Here is a 26373-nt window from a genome sequence, read left to right as displayed (position 1 = left end):
TTAGTGGGCTTGGTTTTTTTCATTAGTATTAAATATTTTGAATTCATTAGGTGGATTGATGATGTGTTTTATTATTTGACCTGGTTTAAAATTGATTTTCTCTAATTCATTAATTTTTACTCATTCAAAAAATAATTTTCTATTGTTTTCGATTGTATAAAACTTATTCTGTAATATTTCTGAATTTAAATCTAAATCAAGTAAAAAGTAAAAGCACAACTCATGAACATTTTTTTCAGAAATCTTAGAATAATAAAATAATTCATTAGCAAATAATAATTTTATTTTTGAAGGTTTTACTTTTAACTCTTCATTAATTTCTCTTTCAATTGCTTGATATATTGATTCGCCAAATTCTACCTTGCCACCTGGAAGATATTTATAATTATTAGTTTCACCATCATACGCAAGAAGAACTTTATCATCATTTTTGATGATGGCTCCAACACGATATTTAAACACATAATTTTCTTTTGATAAAAAAACATCCATATTCACCCTCCGAAAAATAATTTTATAAATAAAAAAGACCACCAGACACAACACTTCTTCATATGGCTGCTATATTTCTATCCTGACCAAGTTAGTAGGTTATTGTTCTAATGGCAAACATATTATATACCTTTTTTATGAAAAGTAATACAAAAACTTGATGTTACAGAATATTGTTAAAAATTATATTTTTGATAGAAAATCATTATACCAAAAAATGCATTATTTTAAATATAGGGAAATATTTTCTTGTTTAATATGAAAAAAACATTTTAATTATTAAACAAGAAAAAATATGATAAATTCTTATATGTAATATATGTAAATTGCTTTAAGTTTAAGTTTAGCAAGCAGATAAAAAAACATAAATCTTTTATAAATTATAAATTAGAAAAAGCTTTATGTTTTTTATTTATTAAATATAAAAAATAACAAACATTGTAGGTAAAAAATGAAAAAATGAAAAACAATTTTTATTAGTGCTGGTTTATTATCATCAGTTGCATTATTTCCAAGTTTAATTGCATGTAATGATACAAATGATAAAAGTGGTAAACAAGGTAATGGGCAAAACCTAAAAAAAGGTGAAGATTCAACTAATAATACTGAAACTCAAAAAAATGAAAGTGAAAAAGGGAAAAAAGATACCGAAAGAGATAAGGATAAAAAAGAAGGTGAAACCGAATCGAAAATCAATGAAAATAAAAATCCCAATCAAACTAGCGATAATGATTCCAAAAATTCAGAATTTGAACAAAAATGATCTAATGCATTTGAATTTGTAGATGAAGATGATTATGGTAAGCATTTTAAAAATATTTGAGATCAAGTTACGGAAAAAAATAAAGAATCTAAACAACTTCAAAGATATACAAAAGATCATTATTATTTTTCATTTAAGGGTGTAGGAAGAGTGAAAAATACATCTAAAAAGAATAAATATTATTTATTTAAATTAAAAGATACATTAGATTCTCAGGGTTCATTAATTCAATTCACTATCGTTAACAATGAAAAGTTTAAAAAAGAACAACAATTTTTAAATTATGAATATGATTTAAGTTCTAAAAAGTTAACTATTAAGTATATTGTTAAAGACGGTGCGAATTCAAAAGTATTTTCTCAAGTATTTGATATTCCTGATCCTAAAACACAAGGTTCTGAAGAACAAAAAAATGATGCAAAACAACCATCTACACCAGAAACTTCTAATGAAAGTAAAGGAAAAATAAAAGAAAAAGAAAATATAACACCCCCAGCAACTGAAACCCCAAATGGTAAAGATGATGCAAAAAATACAAATCAAGAAAATGAAAAACTAGGTAGCGATAATTCTCAAAACAAACCTGATAATACATCTGAAACAAATGATAAAAAAACAGAAAAAGGAGAAACTAGTAAGACTGACAAACCAAGTATTGACAAGAAAGACGAAAACCAAAATGGTTCATCTGATGCTTTAAAAGAAGAGAAATGAAAAAATGCTTTTGAACTGTTTGATAATACTGTAACATTTGAAAAAATTAAGAAAAAATATGAGACCGTAAAGAAAAAGAGCAAAAAATTTAAAAACGAAAATCACATACAAAAATATGGTAAAAATGATAATACATTCTTTGGAATTAAATCTGGTGGTAATGGACAAGACAATAAATTATTTAAACTTCATAATGGTTTAAATTCTGATGAAATTAAATTCAATGTTTTTAAGACAAAGTCATATACTCAAGAATATTTTGATTTTAGTATTGATGAAACTAAAAAAAAAGTAACTTTTAAATTTAAAGTAAAAGGTATTGAAAAAGAAATTACACAAGAAATATCATTTTCTGCATCTTCTGAATCTTCAACTAATTCAACAAATCAAAGCGGTTCATCTAATGATGAAGATGAATAAAAATTAATCCATTAAAAAGCAAGCAGATTTATATATTGCTTGTTTTTTAATGGACATTTAAACAAATAAAATCTCTAATGAATTTGCTTAATTTAGGTAATAAAAATTCTTATTTAGAGCAATTTGATATATAATTTTAATTATATTTAAATTTTAAAAATGATTTGTTTTTTGATAATAGAAGGAGCATATTATGAAGCGTTTGGTAAGCGGAATTAAACCAACTGGTAATTTAACATTAGGAAATTATATTGGAGCAATTAGAAACTTCATTAAGATGCAAGATGATTATGAATCATATATTTTTGTTGCAGATTTACATGCTTTAACCACTGAAAAAATTAAACCAAGCGAGCTTAAAAAACAAAGAGAATCAATAATAGCTTTATATGTAGCCTGCGGATTAGATTATCAAAAAAGTGCAATTTTTTATCAATCGCAAGTTCATCAACATGCGATAATGCAATGACTTTGTTGTTGTGAAACAACCCTTGGTGAATTAAAAAGAATGACGCAATTTAAAGATAAGTCATTAAAATTAAAACAAGGGAATGGAACTGAAAAAATTCCAACTGGTTTATTGATGTATCCGACTTTAATGGCTGGAGATATCTTGTTATATAATCCTGATGTTGTGCCGATTGGTGAAGATCAAGTACAGCATTTAGAATTAGCTAGAAATATTGCTGAAAGATTTAATAAAAACTATAAAGCTAATTTTAAAGTGCCTATTGGTTTAGTTCCTAAAATTGGGTCTAAGATTAAATCTTTAACTGATCCGAATGCAAAAATGTCTAAAAGTGAAAATAGTCCTAAATCAACAATATATTTGCTTGATGATCCGCAACAAGCTTATAACAAAATTCTTAAAGCTAAAACGGATTCAGAAAATAAGATTTATATATCTGAACATAAGCCAGGAATTTTGAATTTATTAAATATTTATGCTGCTTTGAAAGATGTTAGTTTAGAGCAAGCACAAGAACAATTTAAAGATTCTGATTATAAAGAATTTAAAGAACAAGTAGCATTAGAGGTGAAAAAATTATTAATTGATATTCAAAGTAAATATCATAAAGCTCTTGAGATAGTTGAAAAAATTTCAAACATAGGTGCAAAAAAAGCTATTAAAATTGCAGAACAAACAATTAATAAATTACAACTTAAAATAGGTCTATATGGAGTAAAAGAAAATGAAAGCAAATAAATTACTTAATCATACAACATCTCATTTATTAGGTGCAGCTGTAGAGCAATTATATCCAAACGTTAAACTCGGCTTTGGTCCAGCTACTGATGAAGGATTTTATTATGATTTTGAGTTTCCAGAACCAATTAGTGATTCTGAATTATTAAAAATTGAAAAATTAATGAAAAAGCTTGCCTCACGAAATTTGATTATGCAACAAGTTTCTGAACAAAATTATTCATTTGAAAATAAACCGTATAAAAAAGAATTATATGATGAATTAAAAGCACAAGGAAAAAATATCACATTTTATGCTTTAATTGATCCATTAAGTAAGGAAGTGATTTTTACTGATTTATGTGCTGGCAATCATGTTGAAGATACTAAAAAAATTAAACATTTCAAATTATTAAACTTAGCCGGAGCATATTGAAGGGGAAATTCAGATAATATTCAGTTAACTAGAATTTATGGTACTAGTTGAGAAACACAAAATGAACTTGATGAGTTTTTAAATATATTAAAAGAAAGAAAAGAAAGAGATCATCGTAAAATTGGTAAAGAATTAAAATTATTTTTTTTTAATAAATTAGGTGGCCAAGGAATGCCTTTTTGATTAGAAGATGGAATGTATATTCATAATGAGATACGAAACTTAGTTCTTCAGATGGATCGTAAATATGGATTTATAGAAGTTTTAACACCACATTTTGGTGAAGAAGAACTATATAAAATTTCTGGACATTTAGAACATTATAAAGATGATATGTTTAGACCGATTGTAGTAGAAAATGAAAGATTAATACCTCGTCCAATGACTTGTCCGCATCATATCTTATGTTATAACTCTGAAAAAAGATCTTACCGTGATCTTCCGATTAGATATTCAGAACAATCTCAATTATATCGCTATGAAAAATCTGGTGCTTTAACTGGACTTGAAAGAGTGCGTGGAATGTTATTAACCGAAGGTCATTTATTTGTTAGAAAAGACCAAATTGCTCAAGAATTTAAATCAATGTATCAATTAATTAAAGAAACCCTAGAATCATTTAAAATTCAAATTAGTTATGTTTCATTGTCTCTTAGAGATCCAGAAAATAAGGAAAAATATTTTGATGATGATCAAATGTGAAATGAAGCTGAAAATGAGTTAAGAAGTGTTCTAAATGAATTAAATGTTGAATACGAAGAAAAAATTGGTGAAGCAGCATTTTATGGACCAAAAATGGATATTCAAATCTTTACTGCATTAGGACATGAAATAACAGTTTCGACCTTACAATTGGACTTTTTATTGCCTCAACGTTTTAATATTTCATTTATAAATAAAAATAATGAAGAAGAAATACCAGTAATGATACATCGTGGTTTAGTTGGTACATATGAACGTTTTGTATCAATTTTATTAGAGCAAACTAAAGGAGTTTTACCATTTTGATTAGCTCCAAAACAAATTACAGTTATTCCAGCAACAAACAATGATGAAGATGTCGATTATGCAAAAGAAATTAATCAAAAACTTTTTGGTTTAGGTTTTCGCTCAAAAATTGACTTAAGACAAGAAAGATTAAGTAAAAAGATTCGTGAGGCGCAAATGTCTAAATCTAAAATTCAAGTAATCTTAGGTGAAAAAGAAAGATTATCAAAAACTGTTTCATACCGTGAATATGGTAAAGAAGAAACTATTTCATTAGATATTGAAAGTTTTATTTGTTTCATTTCAAAACTTAAAGCATCAAAAGAGTAATGTTTAATAAACCTGTTTATCAAAAGAATATATTAGAAAAAATCTTCTTTATATTACTTGGTTTATCTTCTTTGGGTATGTTTTTACTAAGTGATAAAGTAATTCAATGAAGATTATTTTTAGATACAAATTGAGAACTTTCTGTTACATGAAGAATAATATCTAGTTTTATATTCACTGCTATATTTAGTTTTTTAGCTTTATTTTTAGTCTTAACCAATAATTTAAGATTAATCTATTTACAAATTGTAGCATTTATAATTGCTATTGTTATTACTATATTTTGAATTCCGGTTTATGCAATTGATTCAAATTCTAACTCAGGAGAGAAAATATTAAAGTGGACTTGATACAAATATGATACTATCCCCGTTTTTGTTATTTATTTAATTTTTTATGCATTAACTAAGACTTTTTCTAAAGAAGATTATATTAATAAAGTAAGAAAAACTATTTTCAAAAAGTCTTAATTATAGTACTTTTTTATATTTTTTTACTCTCGCAGAATTCTGTGAGAGTAATAATTTTAGCAAATTATAAAAGTCATATACAGCTTTAAAAATGCATATGACTTTGCAATTCAGCAAATATCCGGATTTTGTCCGGATATTTTTTAATAAGAAATGGTTGAGACATTTAAAATCAAAAGAACAAATTTGAAATTTTTCAATGTTTATGAAACTCGCGAATTTGTGAAATAAGTCCTGAATATTTTCGCTATTTACTTCTTCTTTTTTTTTTTTTTTTTTATAGAATTAAAATACAATAAAACATTAAAAATAAGGAAATGCACAATGAAACTAAAATTATTTACTAAATTTATAGCTTTATCAACAGTACCTATTTTAGGAGTAGTAGCAAGCTGCTCTAAGAATGAAGTAAAAAATGAAAATGAAACACAAAAAGGAAAAGAGCAAACTTTAGAAAAAGAAAATAAGAATAAGACTTATGATGTTGAATTTAGCAATAATATATTATCAACTGATTTAAATTCTTACAATAAATATAATGAATTTATAGAAGGATTAAATGAAATACCGAAATTATCTAATGAGTATAACAAAATAAATGTTCGTGTTCCAAAATTAGAATTAAATGAAGTTTTTGAAAAAGAATATTTCGAAAGAGAAGTGATTACCAAAATTAATAATGTTAATTTAAAATTTAATATTGATGAACCAGAAAGTTCTTTAATTACTTTAAATCCTAAAACAGAAACTGAATTAAAAGAAGCTGAGAAATTATTGCAAAAAAATTTTAATAATTACTACGTTAATAAATCATGGTTTGAAGGCACATTAAAAGACAAAATCGAAAAAGCTAAACCTACAGGATTGAAGGAAAAACTAATCAATAATGGAAAAATAACTCTTGAAAAGTTAAAAGAAAAAGGTAAATTAAAAGAATATAATGATGTTGTTAATGAAATAAAAGAATTTTTGAAAAAGCATAACGTCATTATAGATGATAACATCAAAATCTCAGAAATTAATCAAAATATAAAATCAGGGTGATCTCTTAATATTAAGTTAAAAAGCGCAAACTTAGAATCTAAATCAATCAAACTTGATTTTAAAAAACCAGATGCAGAATTAACAGAAGAACAACTAAAAAATAAAAATTTATCAAATAGCATTACTAAAAAAGTAAAACTTAAAGTTAATGAATTTTTGGATGGTCCAAAATTAAAAGGATTTTTTTAAATTCGTTAAATTTCTAGTATTAGTTGACAAAAATGGTGTATTAAGTATAAAAATCACAGATGTTATATATGAAATATTATCAAAAGTGATTCAACAATTAGACTTTATACCTAGCTTTCTTGCAAAAATAACAATTCAAAAATTAAGACCACAAGTTGAAAAGTTTGTTGATAAAGTGGTGATGTTGTTGAGAGGGAAATAAAATAAGAATAAAGACTACAAAAAATTTTGTGTAGTAAGATTCTCTTTCTTGCTAATGTGTATTGTTAGAGATTTGAAAATAACAGCTGGTACTGTAGGATATTTTAATTTGAAAATTTAATGTAAAAAATAAAAATCGCTTTTTAAATTTATGATTGTTATTTTTTATAAAAATTTATTGTCATACTTTATTTTATATCCAGCAAAAATATCTTTCAAATGTTTTTATGGTAATTTAATAATATAAAGTGTTTCATTATCTTTCAAATCTTCAAGAGATGGTTTTAATCGTGCTTTGTGTCATACCGAATTAGCTACTATATCACTAGCCCTAATTAAATAATTATTTTTAGAATTTAAATAATTTAATTTGATGTTTTTAAGATTTTTTAAAATCCCAGGAATAAATCAATCTCAATTAATATTAAACTTTCCGTCGCGCAATTCTTTTAGTAGAGAAGTTTTTAAATCATATTTACCACTACTTGCAATAGGTCTATTATCAAAATTCACTGTAATGTTTTCAATTTCATCTAAATTTAAGATTTTATTATTTTTTAATTTTAATAAAACCTCTTTTATTCCTCTCGAAAAGGCATAGTCTTGAAATCTTTGCTTATCTCTTTTATGATTATATATTTCTTCAATAACTTCTTTTAGTTTTATTATAATAGCAAATTTTGTGTAATTATTGAGAGAATTCAATAAACGCCTTTTTACTCTTGAAATCCCTTCTTAAGAAACTAGCTTTTATCTCTTGTTCATTAGGAATTTTCTTTATTTTTCTTATATCTTTTTCAATTGAATCATATTTTGCCACTGCTTTTGATATTTCGCTTTGGTTTAAAAATATGTAACCTGATATTACATAAAAATTGTTGTGATTTTTATCAAAAACCCCCGATTTATCGCAGTATATGTATAAATGCATTGTCCCCATCCCTTCTTTTTAAAAATAAAAAGGTAGAAAAAGACTGCCTTCAGCAGTCCCTCCCTATATTGTTGGCGCTAGCACATAGCGCTTAAACATTATGTTCTACCAATACAGTGCACAGTGTTTTACCAAAACCTGTATAAGTATTATACTATAAAAAAAGAAAATTATATTTATTTTTTAAAGGATACATATAAAAGTCATATGCAACTTATTAGTAAAAAAATGTTATTTAAACTTTACTAAAGTTTTTATTTTTAAAAAAGATTATATGAAAACCAAAAACACAAAGTGTTTTTGCAAAAGTTTTTGCTTACTCTTTTAAAAAAGTAAGGCCTCTTAATTGCAATTAAGAGCGGGGAGATTAAAAAATATAAGCTCGCGGCGGTACTGTAGGATATTTTGTGTAAATTCTCTTTTGCTAACAAAAAATGTTAGAGATTTGAGAATAACAAACACAAATCTAAGTAAATTATAACAAAAAACAAACATACTCTATAATTAAATACAGGGCAAGCCCTGATTTATTGAGTATGTTCGTTTTTTTATTCTTCTTCAAATGCAATTTTTAACTGATTTAAAATTTGACCTCAATTTTGAGTTATTTTATCTCACTTTTTAAGTTGATTTTGAATTGCAAAATAAACAATTTTTATTAAAAATAATTTAATTCTTTTTAAAATTACAAAAACAACAATCTTTATTTTATTAATGATTGTTGTTTTATTAACGAATTTCAAGCATTGTGCTTGAGTTTACATTTTAAAATAATTAGTTATTTTTGATACTATTAATAAATTCTTCATCATATTGAAGTCTTCTAGAAGCAAATTTTATAATATCTTTATTTTGTTTAGCAATTAAACTAATAAATTCTTTATCATTTGAAAATTGATATGGAATATATTTTAGTAAATCAGGTTCTTTTACTAAAATACTTATTAGGTTTTGTTTATCTTCATTAGAATTATCTATTAGGTTTTTAAGGTCTTTGTATTTGTATAAACGATCTGGACCACGTTGTATTGTTGCTACTTTTTTAAGCAGATTTGATAAATTGATTTTGTTTTGATTTTTTTCTTTATATTCACTTATATTTGCAATATAGTTAAAGTCAATAAAGTTTAAGGTTTCATATGAGTAAAGAATATTAAGTAATGAGTTATCTAATTGAATTTTTCCTGGTCTACGAATATCATTAATAAAATAAAGAATAATATATGGATTAATTTTTATAATTTTAAATATAAATTCTTTATTTTTTATCAACTCCTCTGAAACATACTGCAACGCTCAATCACTCTGCTTCACCGCCTCAAGCACAACGTCTTTATCTCTTTTAAGCTCATCTGAAGCATAATACAACGCACCATAATTCCGCTTCACCGCCTCAAGCATAAATGCTTTATCCTTTTTCAACTCATCTGAAGCAAACTGCAATGCACTACCATCCCGCTTCACCGCCTCAAGCACAACATCTTTATCATTTTGCAACTCATCTAAAGCATACTCCAACGCACGATAATCCCGTTTCACCGCCTCAAGCACAATTTCTTTATCTCTTCACAACTCTTTTGAAGCATACACTAACGCACGACCATCTCGCTTCACCGCCTCAAGCACAACATCTTTATCTTTTTTCAACTCTTTCGAAGCAAACCTCAAGGCATCACCATCTCGCTTCACCGCCTCAAGCATTATATCTCTATTTTTCCCAAACTCTTCTCTCAACTCCTCTGAAGCATACTCCAACACAAGACCATTCCGCTTCATCGCCTCAAGCACAAATTTTCTATTTTTCCCAAACTCTTTTTTTAACTCTTCTGAAGCAAAACTCAACGCTCCACCATTCTGTTTCACCGCCTCAAGCACCACTTCTCTATCACTTTTAAGCTCATCTGAAGCATACTCCAATGCACGATAATTCTGCTTCACCGCCTCAAGCACTATTTCTCTATCGCCTTTCAACTTCTCTGAAGCATACTCCAATGCACTACCATTCTGTTTCACTGCCTCAAGCATTATATTTCTATTTTTCCTAAACTCTTCTCTCAACTCTTTCGAAGCAAACTCCAACGCACTATAATCCCGTTTCGCCGCCTCAAGCACAAGCACTTTATCCTTTTTCAGCTCTTCTGAAGCATACTCCAACGCACGATAATCCTGCTTCACCGCCTCAAGCATTATATCTCTATTTTTCCCAAGTTCTTCTCTCAACTTTTCTGAGACAAACCTAAAGATATCACTATCTCGCTTCATCGCCTCAAGCACAACATCTTTATCCTTTTTCAACTCCTCTGAAGCAAACTCCAATGCATGACCATCCTGCTTCACTGCCTGAAGCACAACATCTTTATCCTTTTTCAGTTCATCTGAAGCAAACCTCAACATACTACCATCCTGCTTCACCGCCTCAAGCACTACTTCTCTATCCTTTTTCAACTCTTCTGAAGCAAACCTCAACATACTACCATCCTGCTTCACCGCCTCAAGCACTACTTCTCTATCTTTTTTCAACTCTTCTGAAGCAAGCACCAATGCAAAACCATTCTGCTTCACAGCCTCAAGCACTACTTCTCTATCTTTTTTCAACTCCTCTGAAGCATACTCCAATGCACTACCATTCTGTTTCACTGCCTCAAGCATAAATGCTTTATCATTTTTCAACTCCTCTGAAGCATACTCCAACGCACGATAATCCTGCTTCACAACCTCAAGCACAAATTTTTTATAATTTTTAACATCTAGCTTTTTTATAACTTTAAGTGATGATTCAATAAAAAAACTTCCTTCATTTATTGCTTTATTTTCTATAAGATCTAAATATTGATTTTCAATTGATTTTATTGTTTTTTCATCTAATTTCTTTGAATTAATAATATCAACATTATCTTCTTGTTTGTTGCTATTTATATTTTTAGTTTTATCATTTAATTTTTCATCTTTTTTTAATTTTGTGTTGTTATTTGATGTATCACTAGGTTTTCGGCCATTACCATTATTTGTTTCATTTGTACAAGAAACAATTGTAAAAGGCAATATAGCACTTAGTGAACTAAGTACTAAAACTTTTTTAATTTTATTCATCATTTCCTTTCTTATGAATTTATATTATTTTTTTATAATAAAATAAAATGTATTTTATCTCTTATATTTTTGCAAAAAAAAAAAAAAAAAAGCGGTTTTTAAATTCTTGATACATCAAACTACTAAAAGTAGAAATTTTATTTACTTATTATTTAATTTAGTATGAACACAAAACTCTGAACCTATATAAGATTCAGAGTTTTGTGTTACATTTTAAAATAATTAGTTATTTTTGATACTATTAATAAATTCTTCATCATATTGAAGTCTTCTAGAAGTAAATTTTATAATATCTTTATTTTGTTTAGCGATTAAACTAATAAATTCTTTATCATTTGAAAATTGATATGGAATATATTTTAGTAAATCAGGTTCTTTTACTAAAATGCTTATTAGGTTTTGTTTATCTTCATTAGATTTACCTATTAGGTTTTTAAGGTCTTTGTATTTGTAAGTTCCACCCGGAGTATGTGGTATTACTTTTTCAAGCAGATTTGATAAATTTATTTTGTTTTGATTTTTCTCTTTATATTCACTTATATTCGCAGTATAGTTAAAGTCAATAAAGTTTAAGGTTTTATATGAGTAAAGAATATTAAGTAATGAGCTATCTAATTGAATTTTTCCTGGTCTATGAATATCATTAATAAAAGAAAGAATAATATATGGATTAATTTTTATAATTTTAGATATAAATTCTTTATCCTTTTTCAACTCCTCTGAAGCATACTCCAACGCACGATAATCCTGCTTCACCGCCTCAAGCATTATATCTCTATTTTTCCCAAGTTCTTCTCTCAACTTTTCTGAGACAAACCTAAAGATATCACTATCTCGCTTCATCGCCTCAAGCACAACATCTTTATCCTTTTTCAACTCCTCTGAAGCAAACTCCAATGCATGACCATCCTGCTTCACTGCCTGAAGCACAACATCTTTATCCTTTTTCAGTTCATCTGAAGCATATCTTAACACATCGCCATTCTGCTTCACCGCCTCAAGTATTATATCTCTATTTTTCCCAAACTCTTCTTTTAACTCTTCTGAAGCAAAACTCAACGCTCCACCATTCCACTTCACCGCCTCAAGCACAAATGTTTTATCCTTTTTCAACTCCTCTGAAGCAAACTGTAAGGTTCTACCATTTCGTTTCACCGCATCAAGCATAAATGCTTTATCCTTTTTCAACTCCTCTGAAGCATACTCCAACGCACGATAATCCTGCTTCACCGCCTCAAGCATTATATCTCTATTTTTCCCAAACTCTTTTTTCATCTCATCTGAAGCATCCCTCAACGCAAAACCATTCCGCTTCACCGCCTCAAGCACAACATCTTTATCTCTTCACAACTCCTCTGAAGCATACTCCAACGCACGATAATCCTGCTTCACCGCCTCAAGCACTACTGTTTTGTCCCTTTTTAACTCTTTCGAAGCAAACTCCAACGCTCCACCATACCGTTTCACCGCCTCAAGCACTATTTTTCTATCTCTTTTAAGCTCATCTGAAGCAAACTCCAACGCAAGGCCATGATTTAGAAAACCCTCCAACAATGCAAAACCACCGTGTTTCACCGCCTCCAGCACAATTTTTCTATCCTTTTTCAACTCTTCTGAAGCAAACTCCAACGCTCCACCATATTGTTTCACCGCCTCAAGCATTATATTTTTATTTTTCCCAAACTCTTTTTTTAACTCTTCTGAAGCAAAACTCAACGCTCCACCATACTGTTTCACCGCCTCAAGCATAAATTCTTTATCCTTTTTCAGCTCATATGGAGCATACTCCAATGCACGATAATTCTGCTTCACCGCCTCAAGCGCTACCGTTTTATCCCTTTTCAACTCCTCTGAAGCAAATCACAATGCAATACCATTCCGCTTCACCGCCTCAAGCACTACTGCTTTATCATTTTGCAACTCCTCTGAAGCATACTTCAACGCATAATCATCTCGCTTCACCGCCTCCAGCACAATTTTTCTATCTTTTTTTAACTCTTTCGAAGCAAACTCCAACGCTCCACCATACTGTTTCACCACCTCCAGCATAAATTTTCTATCACCTCTCAACTCATCTGAAGCATACTCCAACGCACGACTATCCCGCTTCACCGCCTCAAACACAAATTCTTTATCATTTCACAACTCTTTCGAAGCATACTCCAATGCACGACCATTCTGCTTCACCGCCTCAAGCACAAGCGCTTTATCCTTTTTCAGTTCATCTGAAGCATATCTTAACACATCACCATTCTGCTTCACCGCCTCAAGCACAACATCTTTATCCTTTTTCAACTCCTCTGAAGCATACTCCAACGCTCCACCAACCTGTTTCACCGCCTCAAGCACAAATTTTCTATCGCTTCACAACTCTTTCGGATTCAAAGTATGGTTCAACACTCATTTATGCTGTTTCACCACCTCAAGCACAAATTTTTTATAATTTTTAACATCTAACTTTTTTATAACTTCAAGTGATGATTCAATAAAATTAAATCTTGAAAAAGTGAAACCCCCTGTATCACTTATTGCTTTATTTTCTATAAGATCTAAATATTGATTTTCAATTGATTTTATTGTTTTTTCATCTAATTTCTTTGAATTAATAATATCAACATTATCTTCTTGTTTGTTGTTATTTATATTATTAGCTTTATCATTTAATTTTTCATCTTTTTTTAATTTTGTGTCGGCATTTGATGTATTACTAGATTTTTGATCATTAATGTTTTTATTTTTATCTTGAGCATTTTCAATTTCTTTATTTTCTAGTTTTATTTTACCTTTATCAGAATTATTTTTTTGATCATTACCATCATTTGTTTCATTTGTACAAGAAACAATTGTAAAAGGCAATATAGCACTTAGTGAACTAAGTACTAAAACTTTTTTAATTTTATTCATCATTTCCTTTCTTATGAATTTATATTATTTTTTTATAATAAAATAAAATGTATTTTATCTCTTATATTTTTGCAAAAAAAAAAAAAAAAGCGGTTTTTAAATTCTTGATACATCAAACTACTAAAAGTAGAAATTTTATTTACTTATTATTTAATTTAGTATGAACACAAAACTCTGAACCTATATAAGATTCAGAGTTTTGTGTTACATTTTAAAATAATTAGTTATTTTTGATACTATTAATAAATTCTTCATCATATTGAAGTATTCTAGAAGCAAATTTTATAATATCTTTATTTTGTTTAGCAATTAAACTAATAAATTCTTTATCATTTGAAAATTGATATGGAATATATTTTAGTAAATCAGGTTCTTTTACTAAAATACTTATTAGGTTTTGTTTATCTTCATTAGAATTATCTATTAAGTTTTTAAGGTCTTTGTATTTGTAAGTTCTTCTACCTATAGTATGTGCTGCTGCTTTTTTAAGAAGATTTGATAAATTGAATGTGTTTTGATTTTCTTTTTTATCTTTACTTATATTTGCAATATAGTTAAAGTCAATAAAGTTTAAGGTTTCATATGAGTAAAGAATATTAAGTAATGAGTTATCTAATTGAATTTTTCCTGGTCCATCAATAAAAGAAAAAATAATATATGGATTAATTTTTATAATTTCAGATATAAATTCTCTATCCTTTTTCAACTCCTCTGAAACAACCTCCAACGCATTATAATCCTGCATCACCGTCTCAAGCCCTACTGCTTTATCCTTTTTCAACTCCTCTGAAGCAAACTGCAATGCATAACCATTCCGCTTCACCGCCTCAAGCACTATTTCTCTATCTTTTTTCAACTCCTGTGAAGCATATCTTAACACAAAACCATCCTGCTTCACCCCCTCAAGCACTACTTCTCTATCCTTTTTCAACTCTTCTGAAGCAAACTGCAACGCAAAACCATTTCGCTTCACCGCCTCAAGCATTATATCTCTATTTTTCCCAAACTCTTCTCTCAACTCTTTCGAAGCATGCTGCAACGCTCCACCATTCTGCTTTACCGCCTCAAGCACAACATCTTTATCATTTTGCAACTCATCTGAAGCATACTGTAACGCATCACCATCCTGCTTCACCGCCTCAAGCACAAATGCTTTATCCTTTTTTAACTCATCTGAAGCATACTCCAACGCACGACCATTCTGCTTTACCGCCTCAAGCACAAATGCTTTATCCTTTTTTAACTCATCTGAAGCATACTGCAACGCTCCACCATGCCGCTTTACCGCCTCAAGCACTACTTCTCTATCTTTTTTTAACTCCTCTGAAGCATATCTTAACGCATAACCATTCTGCTTCACCACCTCAAACACAAATGCTCTTTCTTCCCTTAACTCTTTCGAAGCATACTCCAACGCATCATAACCCCGCTTCAACACTTCAAGCACAAATGCTTTATCTTTTTTCAACTCCTCTGAAGCATAATGCAACGCACGACCATCATTCCACTTTTCTGCCTCAAGCACAAATTTTCTATCTTTTCATAATTCTTTTTCTTTTCTTGACTTTTCTATCTTTTCTATCAACTCATATCTCAAGTTATATGAAGCATCCCTCAACGCATCACCATTCTGTTTCACCGCCTCAAGCAAAAATTCTTTATCATTTCGCAACTCTTCTGAAGCATACACCAACACACCACCATCCTGCTTCACCGCCTCAAGCACTACTTCTCTATCATTTTGCAACTCTTTCGAAGCAAACCTCAATGCATTACCATCCTGCTTCACCGCCTCAAGCATTATATCTCTATTTTTCCCAAACTCTTTTTTTAACTCTTCTGAAGCAAACTCCAACGCATAACCGTCCTGCTTAAACGCCTCAAGCACAAATTTTTTATAATTTTTAACATTTAACTTTTTTATAACTTTAAGTGATGAAGAAATAAAAAAATATTCTTTATTACTTATTGCTTTATTTTCAATAAGATCTAAATATTGATTTTCAATTGATTTTATTGTTTTTTCATCTAATTTCGTTGAATCAATAATATCAACATTATCTTTTTGTTTGTTGTTATTTATATTATTAGCTTTATCATTTAATTTTTCATCTTTTTTTAATTTTGTGTTGGCACTTGTTGTATCACTAGGTTTTTGCCCATTAATGTTTTTATTTTTATCTTGAGCATTTTGAATTTCTTTATTTTCTGGTTCTTGTTTGTTGTTTTTTACATTATTACCTTTACCTTCATCATTTAGTTTTTCATCTTTTTTTAATTTTGTGTTGTTATTTGATGTATCACTAGGTTTTCGGCCATTACCATTATTTGTTTCATTTGTACAAGAAACAATTGTAAAAGGCAATATAGCACTTAGTGAACTAAGTACTAAAACTTTTTTAATTTTATTCATCATTTCCTTTCTTATGAATTTATATTATTTTTTTATAATAAAATAAAATGTATTTATCTCTTATATTTTTGCAAAAAAAAAAAAAAAAAAGCGGTTTTTAAATTCTTGATACATCAAACTACTAAAAGTAGAAATTTTATTTACTTATTATTTAATTTAGTATGAACACAAAACTCTGAACCTATAAAGATTCAGAGTTTTGTGTTATGTTTTAAAAATAATTAGTTATTTTTGATACTATTAATAAATTCTTCATCATATTGAAGTCTTCTAGAAGTAAATTTTATAATATCTTTATTTTGTTTAGCAATTAAACTAATAAATTCTTTATCATTTGAAAATTCATACGGAATATATTTTAGTAAATCAGGTTCTTTTACTAAAATACTTATTAGGTTTTGTTTATCTTCATTAGATTTATCTATTAGGTTTTTAAGGTCTTTGTATTTGTAAGTTCCACTTAGAGTATGTGGTACTGCTTTTTTAAGCAGATTTGATAAATTGATTGTATTTTGATTTTTTTCTTTGTATTCACTTATATTCGAAATATAGCTAAAGTCAAAGACTTCATATGAGTAAAGAATAATATATGGATTAATTTTTATAATTTCAGATATAAATGCTTTATCCTTTTTCAACTCCTCTGAAGCAAACAGCAACGCATCACCATCTCGCTTTGCCGCCTCTAGCATAAATTTTCTATCACCCCTCAGCTCATCTGAAGCATACTCCAACGCACTACCATCCCGCTTCACCGCCTCAAGCACTACTTCTCTATCTCTTTTAAGCTCATCTGAAGCAAACTGTAACGCTCAACCATCCCGCTTCACTACCTCAAGCATTATATTTTTATTTTTCCCGAACTCTTTTTTCATCAACTCTTCTGAAGCAAACTGCAACCCACCGCCATACCACTTAAACGCCTCAAGCACAATATCTTTATCATTTTCCAACTCTTTCGAGGCATAACTCAACGCACGATAATCCTGCTTCACCGCCTCAAGCACTACTTCTTTATCCTTTTTCAACTCATCTGAAGCATACCCCAACGCTCAACCATCCTGCTTCACCGCCTCAAGCACTACTTCTTTATCCTTTTTCAGCTCATCTGAAGCATACTCCAACGCACTACCATCCCGCTTCACTGCCTCAAGCATTATATTTTTATTTTTCCCGAACTCTTTTTTTAACTCCTCTGAAGCAAACTGCAACGCATAACCATTCTGCTTCACCGCCTCAAGTGCAACATCTTTATCACTTCACAACTCTTTTGAAGCATACTTCAACACTTCACGATCCTGCTTCACCGCCTCAAGCACTACTTCTTTATCCTTTTTCAGCTCATCTGAAGCAGACTGCAACGCACCACCAGCCCGCTTCACCGCCTCAAGCACTACTTCTTTATCCTTTTTCAGCTCATCTGAAGCATACTCCAACGCATAACCATTTCGCTTTACCGCCTCAAGCACTATTTCTTTATCCTTTTTCAACATCTCTGAAGCAAACTGCAACGCAAGACCATTCTGCTTCACTGCCTCAAGCACAACATCTTTATCATTTTTCAACTCTTTCGAAGTATACTCCAATGCACGACCATCCTGCTTCACCGTCTCAAGCACAACATCTTTATCTTTTCACAACTCTTGCGAAGCAAATTGCAACGAACTATAACGCTCCTTCACCGCCTCAAGCACTACTTCTTTATCCTTTTTCAGCTCATCTGAAGCATACTCCAACGCATAACCATTTCGCTTTACCGCCTCAAGCACTACTTCTTTATCCTTTTTCAACTCCTCTGAAGCAAATAGCAACGCATCACCATCTCGCTTTGCCGCCTCAAGCACTACTTCTTTATCCTTTTTCAGCTCATCTGAAGCAGACTGCAACGCACCACCAGCCCGCTTCACCGCCTCAAGCACAAGTGCTTTATCCTTTTTCAACTCATCTGAAGCATACCCCAACGCTCAACCATCCTGCTTCACCGTCTCAAGCACAACATCTTTATCACTTCACAACTCTTTTGAAGCATACTGTAACGCACCACCAGCCTGCTTCACCGCCTCAAGCACAAGCGCTTTATCCTTTTTTAATTCCTCTGAAGCAAACAGCAACGTATAACCATTCTGCTTCGCCGCCTCCAACATAAATTTTCTATCACCCCTCAACTCTTTTGAAGCATACTTCAACACTTCACGATCCTGCTTCACCGCCTCAAGCACTACTTCTTTATCCTTTTTCAGCTCATCTGAAGCAAACTGCAACGCAAGACCATTCTGCTTCACAGCCTCAAGCACTACTTCTTTATCCTTTTTCAGCTCATCTGAAGCATACTCCAACGCATAACCATTTCGCTTTACTGCCTCAAGCACTATTTCTTTATCCTTTTTCAACATCTCTGAAGCAAACTGCAACGCAAGACCATTCTGCTTCACAGCCTCAAGCCCTACTGCTTTATCCTTTTTCAGCTCATCTGAAGCATACTCCAACGCACGATAATCCCGTTTCACCGCCTCAAGCACTACTTCTTTATCCTTTTTCAACTCTTCTGAAGCATAATACAACGCACTACCATCCCGTTTCACCGCCTCAAGCATTATATCTCTATTTTTACCGAACTCTTTTTTCATCTCCTCTGAAGCATACTCCAACGCACTACCATCCTGCTTCACCGCCTCAAGCACTACTTCTCTATCTCTTTTAAGCTCATCTGAAGCAAACTGTAACGCTCAACCATCCCGCTTCACTACCTCAAGCATTATATTTTTATTTTTCCCGAACTCTTTTTTCATCAACTCTTCTGAAGCAAACTGCAACCCACCGCCATACCACTTAAACGCCTCAAGCACAATATCTTTATCATTTTCCAACTCTTTCGAGGCATAACTCAACGCACGATAATCCTGCTTCACCGCCTCAAGCACTACTTCTTTATCCTTTTTCAACTCTTCTGAAGCATAATACAACGCACTACCATCCCGTTTCACCGCCTCAAGCATTATATCTCTATTTTTACCGAACTCTTTTTTCATCTCCTCTGAAGCATACTTCAACACTTCACGATCCTGCTTCACCGCCTCAAGCACAAATTTTTTATAATTTTTAACATTTAACTTTTTTATAACTTCAACTGAAGAATTAATAAAAAAACTTTCACTTATTACTTTATTTTCAATAAGATCTAAATATTGATTTTCAATTAATTTTATTGTTTTTTCATCTAATTTCTTTGAATCAATAATATCAATATCATCTTCTTGTTTGTTGTTATTTATATTATTAGTTTTATCATTTAATTTTTCATCTTTTTTTAATTTTGTGTCGGCACTTGGTGTATCACTAGATTTTTGCCCATTAATGTTTTTATTTTTATCTTGAGCATTTTGAATTTCTTTATTTTCTGGTTTTATTTTATTTTTATTAGGATTATTTTTTTGTTCATTACCATCATTTGTTCCATTTGTACAAGAAACAATTGTAAAAGGCAATATAGCACTTAGTGAACTAAGTACTAAAACTTTTTTAATTTTATTCATCATTTCCTTTCTTATGAATTTATATTATTTTTTTATAATAAAATAAAATGTATTTATCACTTATATTTTTGCAAAAAAAAAAAAAAAAAAAGCGGTTTTTAAATTCTTGATATATCAAACTACTAAAAGTAGAAATTTTATTTACTTATTATTTAATTTGGTATGAACACAAAACTCTGAACTTATAAAGGTTCAGAGTTTTGTGTTATGTTTTAGAAAATAAAAATGATTATTTTAAACTAGTGAATAATATGAAAATATTATGAATTTTGATGAATTTTTTAAGTTTTTATAATTACAAAATCCTTTAAAATAATAAGAAACTATTAAATTACATTTTTTAAAAATCTTGGTATATTTTATATGATATAAAAATGCTGTTATAGTTATACTAGATAAAATGAAAATATTTTAGGTAATAAAATTATTGGTAAAACTATAAAATTGGTATTAAATAAACATAAAATATAAGGAATCATATGAAAAAGAAATTATTACTTGGTTTATCATTAACATTAGTTGCTTTTTCTACATCATGTATTTCAAATAGTGCTAATGGTAATAACAAAAAAGGTAATTCAAATAATATTGATGAGCAAATAAAAAAACCTATGCAAACAGATGAAAACCTAAATCAAAATCTTCGTCCTAATAAAGAACCTAATGAAAGCTCTAATGAAACAAAAACAGAGACTACATCACCTTCTGTTTTAGAAAATACTATACAAGATCAATCAAAACAAAAAGATCCAATAAGTACTTTAAATAATAGTGACACTATACAGCATTTGCCTAATTTTCCTTTACTTCCACCGACTTTTCCAGGATTTCAAAAACCTGAACATGCAATTAGTAAACCAGAATTAGAAATAAACCAAATCGATGCATATAAGAAAATATTTGATCGCTCTTTTGCAATTTCATTTAATGTTGTTACTCAAAATATTGAAAATGGTGTAAGAAATAATGATGAAATTTCTTTTTTATCAACTGGTACTGGTTGAGTATTGGATTATGCTTGAAAAAATGGAGTTGAAAATTCTGATGAATTAATGTTATACATAGCTACAAACGCTCATGTTTACAAATATGCTTATAATACATTAGATGATAAATTAAGAAATATATTTCCGGAGTATTTCACTAATAAAGAACAAAAGGGTGCTAAGGTTGCTTCGTTTGGTTTAGGAATTCCTTTGAAAGAACCTAATTTAGAGCAAATTGAATCAGGAAGACATGAAGGCAATCAAAATATTGTTAGTTATTTTATAAATTCAAAAGACCAAAAATATCTGGATGGATTAAAAGATATAAAACTAGTTGGTGAGCAAATATTTTCTAACCCCAAGACAGTTTTTGTGGCAACTGATTTTTTTGATAAAAAAACAAATGAGGATCTATTAAAAAAACATTCAAATTACCAACCTGATTTTGATGGAATTCAAAGGATCGGAAAAGACTTTGCTGTTTTTGCAATAAAAGTTAAATTTGGTGAACTTACAAGGCAGGCTCAAACAGACCAAAACCTAAAGAAGTTATTAGATCATATTAAAAACGGAATTAATAGCATCAAAAATGATGTGACACTATTTTCATCAAAACAATACCCTAACCATGACAAATTAAAAATACCTTATATTTCTTATGACTATTATTCAATTTATAGTCACAAAGACCAATATAAAGATTTTAACAATAAAAAGGATATCCTAAGTCCTAACGCAAAAAGAATCTATATAGCAGGTTTTCCTTCAGATAACGATAATGCAAATAATCAATATTTTTGAAAAAATTATCCTAAAGGAACAAAGATTCAAGACACTGCTTTTACAAGAAGAAGTTTTCTTAATAGCGCAGAAGTTAATAACTTGTTAGATGAGAAAACCATATCATATGGTATTGGAGTACAAGGACAAGTGCAAAATAGTAGTTTATATTATGGAGCAAGCGGATCACTTGCAATTAATGAATTTGGTATGCCTGTAGGCATATATTCTTCTATTTCATCAAAAACTAATGATATAAAAGATACCTCAAATTGAGGTGCATTTACCTTTTTAGTTCAAAATTCTAATGATCCTTTTTATGGTCCAGAGCATAATTTAATTGATGCAAGTGATAAAACTTTATATCCTCATCAAGAAAAATCTTATAGACAAAATCTTAAAGTTTTAGCTCAGCAAGACGATTTCTTTAAAGATTTTAGTAAAACTGCATTATTTGAATCAGGAATATAATATTTTAAAAAAAACTTAAAAAACAAAAAAGAAGTATTGAGATTTTATTTAAATACTTCTTTTTTGTTCTAGGTTGAAAAAGTTAAACACAGATTTTAGTTTGTATTTTAAGAATTAGTATCCGAATCTTGATAATGATTCAGGATCATTATTTCACTTTTTTGCAACTTTAACTTTGAGTGTTAAAGTAACTTTTGTTTGTAATTGTTGCATAATTTTGATTCTAGCAATTTTACCAATCTCTTTAATCTTGGAAGCGTTTTTACCAATTACCATTCCTTTTTGAGAGTCCTTTTTAACATAAATGATTCCATCGATTATTGTGTGTTCTGGATCGTTTTCGTTAAATTCAACAACTTCAACAGCTATTGAATGTGGCAGTTCATCATATAGGGCATTAATTGCTGATTCACGAATTATTTCTTTTGCTAGAAATCTTATTGTTTTATCTGTGACATAATCTTCATCATATTGCGCTTGACCTTCATATGAATAATTATCTTTTATTAAATCAATTAAAGAATAAATTGAATTTAAATTATTTACATCTGTTGAAACAATATGTTCAAAACTATATTTAGATAATTCCTGGATTTTTTGAGTCATTGTTTGAGGGTTTCCTTTGATTTTAGAAACTTTTGAAATAACTGCTATTTTATGTGAATGATTGGAAATTTTCTCTAAAATCATTTTATCACCAGGCCCAATTTTTTCATCAGCTGGTGTTAAAAATAATAATACATCTACATTTTTAATTGCATCATAGGCTGATTTGTTTAATGATTCTCCTAATTTATTTTCTGGTTTATGAATTCCAGGAGTATCTATGAAAATTAATTGAAAATCATCCTCTGTATAAATTCCAGTGATTTGATCTCTAGTTGTTTGAGCTGTATCAGTAACGATGGCGACATTATAACCAATGATCGCATTGATTAAACTACTTTTTCCAACATTTGGCCTACCTAAAATACTAGCAAAGCATATTTTCATTATTTAATATCTTTCATATGAATTGGATATGGAACTAGTTCAATTAATTTATTAATTCTAACTTTTTTACCATCATTTGAATATTGATAAACTAATGCATCCATTGGCATAAATTCAGTCATAACTTGTCTGCATCCAGCGCATGGGCTAATTTCATCATCTTTTTTAGAAATGATATGAATCTCTTTAAATTTACCTATTGGTCCGCCGTACGCAACTGAACCAAATAAAGCACTTCTTTCAGCGCATAATCCAGATGGATAAGCAGCATTTTCTACATTAACCCCATAGTACTCTTTTCCATTTTCATCAATTGCAATTGCAGCAACAGGAAAATTAGAATAAGGTGCGTAAGCCTTTTCTAATAATTCTTGTAATGTTTCAAATTTCATTTTAGTCCTTTCTTTTAATACCTAGTGGATTAAAAATTTCATCAACAATATTATTCATTATAATTCGTTCATTTTCAATCTCATGATCATAACCTTGTAAATGTATTAAACCATGTGTAAATAAGTAACAAAATTCTCTTTTAATTGAATGATTAAACTTAGTTGCTTGACGCTTAACTCTATCTCAGCATATAATAAGTTCACCAAGATGTATAATTGGTAATTTATTATACAATTCTTTATCACCAAAATCAAATGATAGAATATCAGTAATATAATCTTTGTTGCGATATTGTTTATTTAAAAGTTTTATTTCATTTCTTGATACGATTGATACATCCAAAAGTATTTCTTTTTTAGTATCATATTCGAAATAGTTTGCGAAGTTTTGGACAATTTGATTTAATTCATTAATAAAATATTCAGGAGCTTTTATTTTGTTTTGGATATTAATATTTACAAGATATTTTTTCATACATTTATTATATATTATTTTTTACTAACTTACCTTAAATAAGCATAATAAAGTATTAAAAATATTCAGCTTAACTGAATATCATTTTGGTATTTAAAATAGATTTGTTAATATTCTTTTGTCTTATGTATTGCTATTGAATAAACTACAATTCCTAGTATAAATGGAGCAATGACCCCGATGAAAATACCTGCTACCGGGATTCAAAATAATAGTAGAGATATTCCCTCCACAATTGCAAACGATAAACATAAACCAAATAACTTAATTTTTTCATTTTCTTTAGCAATTGCACTAGCTTTTATTGTACTTATAATTGCTAATATAAATGCAGCCACTTTAATAGTAAATAAAATAATAGTTTCTGCCAATGATATATTATAAATAGCATTTAATACATCAATATTACTAGTACCAAATATAAGTTTTGCTCCATAATAACCTAATACAATTGAAAATATAATTAGAGAAAGAATATTTATTAATAATAAAACTATGTTAGTAATTGATATATTTTTTAGATCTTTAATTTGTTTGTCTTTGTTCATTTAAGACTTCTACTCTTATTTAATGTAATTTTTGCTTTTATTTATACAAAAAAAAAAAAAAGCATTTTTTTAAAAATCTTGATCAAACAACTAAAAGTTTATAATGATAATTAAATGTATAAAACAGCGTTTAAAAATAAAATGTTTTTGTTTTTTAAAAAATGATTTTTTAATATAATAAAAAAGCAATATATTTATATTATTGCCTCTACTAGTGGGAGATATCTTATATCGCTAGACCACAATATCGAAAGGATAAAACATAAATGGCAAAAAAAGAAATACAACGTGTTGCTAAATTGCAATTCCCTGCTGGGAAAGCAAAACCAGGTCCGGCATTAGCTGGTGTTGGTGTTAATATGCCTGAATTTACAAAGGCATTTAATGATGCAACAAGAGATAGAGGTGATGAACCAGTTCCTGTACAAATTACAGTTTATAAAGATAAAACTTTTGAATTTAAACTTTTTACTTCACCAGCTTCATACAAAATTAAACAAGCGGCAAAAATTCAATCTGGATCAAAAAATGCTAAAACTACAATTGTAGCTACAATTACAAAAGAACAATTAAGAGAAATTGCTGAATATAAATTACCAGATTTAAACACAAAAGATGTTGATGCTGCTATGGCAATTGTTGCTGGAACAGCGAAACAAATGGGTGTTTTAGTTGAAGGATATGATGATATTTTTAAAGCTAAAGCAGCAGCTAAAGCAGCAGCAAAAGCTGAAGCATTGGCAAGTGCTAAAGCAGCTGCGCTTGAAGCTGATTCAGCTAACTTAGTTGAAACAAAAGGTCAAAGCATAGAAGTAACAACTCATAGTGATGAGAAAAAAGCTAATGAAGGAGAAGAATAATGGCGAAACGTTTATCAAAAAACCTTAAAAATGCTCGTGAATCATTCGACAGAACAATTGCTTATGAACTTGAAGAAGCGATTGAATTAGCTAAAAAAACTTCATATGCAAAATTTGATGCATCAATTGATTTAGCATTTAACTTGAATCTTGATGTTCGTAAAGCTGATCAGCAATTACGTGGTGCAGTGTTGTTACCAAATGGAACAGGTAAATCAATCAGAGTTTTGGTCGCTACAAATAATGTAGAAAAAGCTAAGTTATCAAAAGACGCAGGAGCTGATATTGTTGTTGATGGGCCTGCACTAGAACAAAAAATTAAAGAAGATGAATTTGATTTTGATGTAATGGTTGCTGATCCAACAATGATGCCATTGCTTGGTAAATATGGAAAAAAACTTGGGCCAAAGGGTTTAATGCCAAATCCTAAAACCGGTACAGTTACTCCTACACCAGAAAAAGCAGTTGAAGAACTTAAAAAAGGTAAAGCAAATTATCGTACAGATAAAGCAGGTATCGTGCATTCATTGATAGGTAAAAAATCAATGACAACACAAGCACTTGTGGAAAATGCTAAGGTTCTTATTAACTTAATTAAGAAATTAAAACCAGCAGCAGTAAAAGGTGCGTATATGCTTAATTTAACAGTTTCAGCTTCTATGGGTCCAAGCGTTAAAATTAAAATTGAAAAATAATTTTAAAATCATTAAAATGATGAATTGTATTTGAACAATTTGTCATTTTTTATATTTTATTTATGAAATT

At 29.3% G+C, this 26373-nt stretch carries 20 protein-coding genes and 1 other RNA gene; 8 read left to right on the top strand and 13 right to left on the bottom strand.

Going from position 1 to position 26373, the window contains the following annotated elements; all coding sequences use genetic code 4:
- Both EXC48_RS03220 and ffs read right to left on the bottom strand, forming a co-directional pair.
- On the bottom strand, positions 1-492 hold the full coding sequence (locus EXC48_RS03220; protein WP_129720734.1) for an NUDIX hydrolase: 492 nt from the start codon (positions 490-492) through the stop codon (positions 1-3).
- Positions 493-524: 32 nt separating this feature from the next.
- Positions 525-609, bottom strand: an RNA gene (ffs, locus tag EXC48_RS03215) — signal recognition particle sRNA small type.
- 334 nt (positions 610-943) lie between these two features.
- Here ffs and EXC48_RS03210 point away from each other — a divergent pair.
- The 5 genes from EXC48_RS03210 (at position 944) to EXC48_RS03190 (ending at position 7031) form a co-directional block, all read left to right on the top strand.
- Complete coding sequence (locus EXC48_RS03210; RefSeq protein WP_129720733.1) at positions 944-2389, top strand: hypothetical protein; 1446 nt, start codon at positions 944-946, stop codon at positions 2387-2389.
- A gap of 193 nt (positions 2390-2582) precedes the next feature.
- Entirely contained in the window at positions 2583-3596 is a 1014-nt protein-coding gene (trpS, locus tag EXC48_RS03205; RefSeq protein ID WP_129720732.1) for a tryptophan--tRNA ligase, read from the top strand.
- A complete protein-coding gene (gene thrS, locus EXC48_RS03200; RefSeq protein ID WP_129720731.1) occupies positions 3583-5328 on the top strand; it encodes a threonine--tRNA ligase in 1746 nt (581 codons plus the stop codon). The genes trpS and thrS overlap by 14 nt, the downstream gene beginning before the upstream one ends.
- A complete protein-coding gene (locus EXC48_RS03195) occupies positions 5328-5798 on the top strand; it encodes a hypothetical protein (RefSeq protein ID WP_129720730.1) in 471 nt (156 codons plus the stop codon). Before thrS ends, EXC48_RS03195 begins: the two co-directional genes overlap by 1 nt.
- Before the next feature lie 324 nt (positions 5799-6122).
- Positions 6123-7031 carry a hypothetical protein gene (locus EXC48_RS03190; protein WP_223216320.1) on the top strand — a complete coding sequence of 303 codons (909 nt, stop codon included), beginning with the start codon at positions 6123-6125 and terminating at the stop codon, positions 7029-7031.
- Positions 7032-7457: 426 nt separating this feature from the next.
- Here the strand turns inward: EXC48_RS03190 and EXC48_RS03185 are convergent, their stop codons facing one another.
- From EXC48_RS03185 to EXC48_RS04895, 7 genes are all read right to left on the bottom strand, one after another.
- Positions 7458-7937: a DUF3800 domain-containing protein gene (locus tag EXC48_RS03185; RefSeq protein ID WP_129720729.1), complete on the bottom strand. Its 480-nt coding sequence runs from the start codon at positions 7935-7937 to the stop codon at positions 7458-7460.
- Positions 7921-8163, bottom strand: a complete 243-nt coding sequence (locus tag EXC48_RS03180) for a DUF3800 domain-containing protein (RefSeq protein ID WP_129720728.1) — start codon at positions 8161-8163, stop codon at positions 7921-7923. Before EXC48_RS03180 ends, EXC48_RS03185 begins: the two co-directional genes overlap by 17 nt.
- Before the next feature lie 548 nt (positions 8164-8711).
- Positions 8712-8906, bottom strand: coding sequence for a hypothetical protein (locus tag EXC48_RS03175; protein ID WP_129720727.1), 195 nt, complete (start codon positions 8904-8906; stop codon positions 8712-8714).
- A 31-nt stretch (positions 8907-8937) separates the two neighbouring features.
- Positions 8938-11256: a DUF4116 domain-containing protein gene (locus EXC48_RS03170; RefSeq protein ID WP_129720726.1), complete on the bottom strand. Its 2319-nt coding sequence runs from the start codon at positions 11254-11256 to the stop codon at positions 8938-8940.
- Positions 11257-11475: 219 nt separating this feature from the next.
- The gene (locus EXC48_RS03165; RefSeq protein WP_129720725.1) at positions 11476-14160 is read right to left on the bottom strand and encodes a DUF4116 domain-containing protein; all 2685 of its coding nucleotides are present in this window, start codon (positions 14158-14160) and stop codon (positions 11476-11478) included.
- Positions 14161-14377: 217 nt separating this feature from the next.
- Positions 14378-16573 (bottom strand): DUF4116 domain-containing protein, encoded by a 2196-nt coding sequence (locus EXC48_RS04740; RefSeq protein WP_220100389.1) that lies wholly within the window; start codon positions 16571-16573, stop codon positions 14378-14380.
- Between the two features lie 218 nt (positions 16574-16791).
- Positions 16792-20106 carry a DUF4116 domain-containing protein gene (locus EXC48_RS04895; RefSeq protein WP_223216319.1) on the bottom strand — a complete coding sequence of 1105 codons (3315 nt, stop codon included), beginning with the start codon at positions 20104-20106 and terminating at the stop codon, positions 16792-16794.
- A 476-nt stretch (positions 20107-20582) separates the two neighbouring features.
- On the opposite strand from EXC48_RS04895, the gene EXC48_RS03110 reads away from it, so the two are divergent.
- On the top strand, positions 20583-22340 hold the full coding sequence (locus tag EXC48_RS03110; protein WP_129720724.1) for an MIP family Ig-specific serine endopeptidase: 1758 nt from the start codon (positions 20583-20585) through the stop codon (positions 22338-22340).
- A 114-nt stretch (positions 22341-22454) separates the two neighbouring features.
- Here EXC48_RS03110 and era read toward each other — a convergent pair whose 3' ends face one another.
- From era to EXC48_RS03090, 4 genes are all read right to left on the bottom strand, one after another.
- A complete protein-coding gene (gene era, locus EXC48_RS03105) occupies positions 22455-23333 on the bottom strand; it encodes a GTPase Era (RefSeq protein ID WP_129720723.1) in 879 nt (292 codons plus the stop codon).
- Positions 23333-23725 carry a cytidine deaminase gene (gene cdd, locus EXC48_RS03100; protein ID WP_129720722.1) on the bottom strand — a complete coding sequence of 131 codons (393 nt, stop codon included), beginning with the start codon at positions 23723-23725 and terminating at the stop codon, positions 23333-23335. Before cdd ends, era begins: the two co-directional genes overlap by 1 nt.
- A 1-nt stretch (position 23726) precedes the next feature.
- Positions 23727-24200, bottom strand: coding sequence for an rRNA maturation RNase YbeY (gene ybeY / locus EXC48_RS03095; protein WP_410174238.1), 474 nt, complete (start codon positions 24198-24200; stop codon positions 23727-23729).
- Between the two features lie 107 nt (positions 24201-24307).
- Entirely contained in the window at positions 24308-24748 is a 441-nt protein-coding gene (locus EXC48_RS03090; protein WP_129720720.1) for a hypothetical protein, read from the bottom strand.
- A gap of 266 nt (positions 24749-25014) precedes the next feature.
- Between EXC48_RS03090 and rplK the strand changes: the two genes are divergently transcribed.
- Positions 25015-25608, top strand: a complete 594-nt coding sequence (gene rplK, locus EXC48_RS03085; protein ID WP_129720719.1) for a 50S ribosomal protein L11 — start codon at positions 25015-25017, stop codon at positions 25606-25608.
- Positions 25608-26303, top strand: a complete 696-nt coding sequence (gene rplA, locus EXC48_RS03080; protein ID WP_129720718.1) for a 50S ribosomal protein L1 — start codon at positions 25608-25610, stop codon at positions 26301-26303. The genes rplK and rplA overlap by 1 nt, the downstream gene beginning before the upstream one ends.
- Positions 26304-26373 lie beyond the last annotated feature (70 nt).

The sequence above is a fragment of the Mycoplasmopsis cynos genome, assembly GCF_900660545.1.
In the GTDB taxonomy this organism is placed as follows: Bacteria; Bacillota_I; Bacilli_A; order Mycoplasmatales; family Metamycoplasmataceae; genus Mycoplasmopsis; species Mycoplasmopsis cynos.
This window is presented reverse-complemented; position numbering and strand designations above follow the sequence as displayed.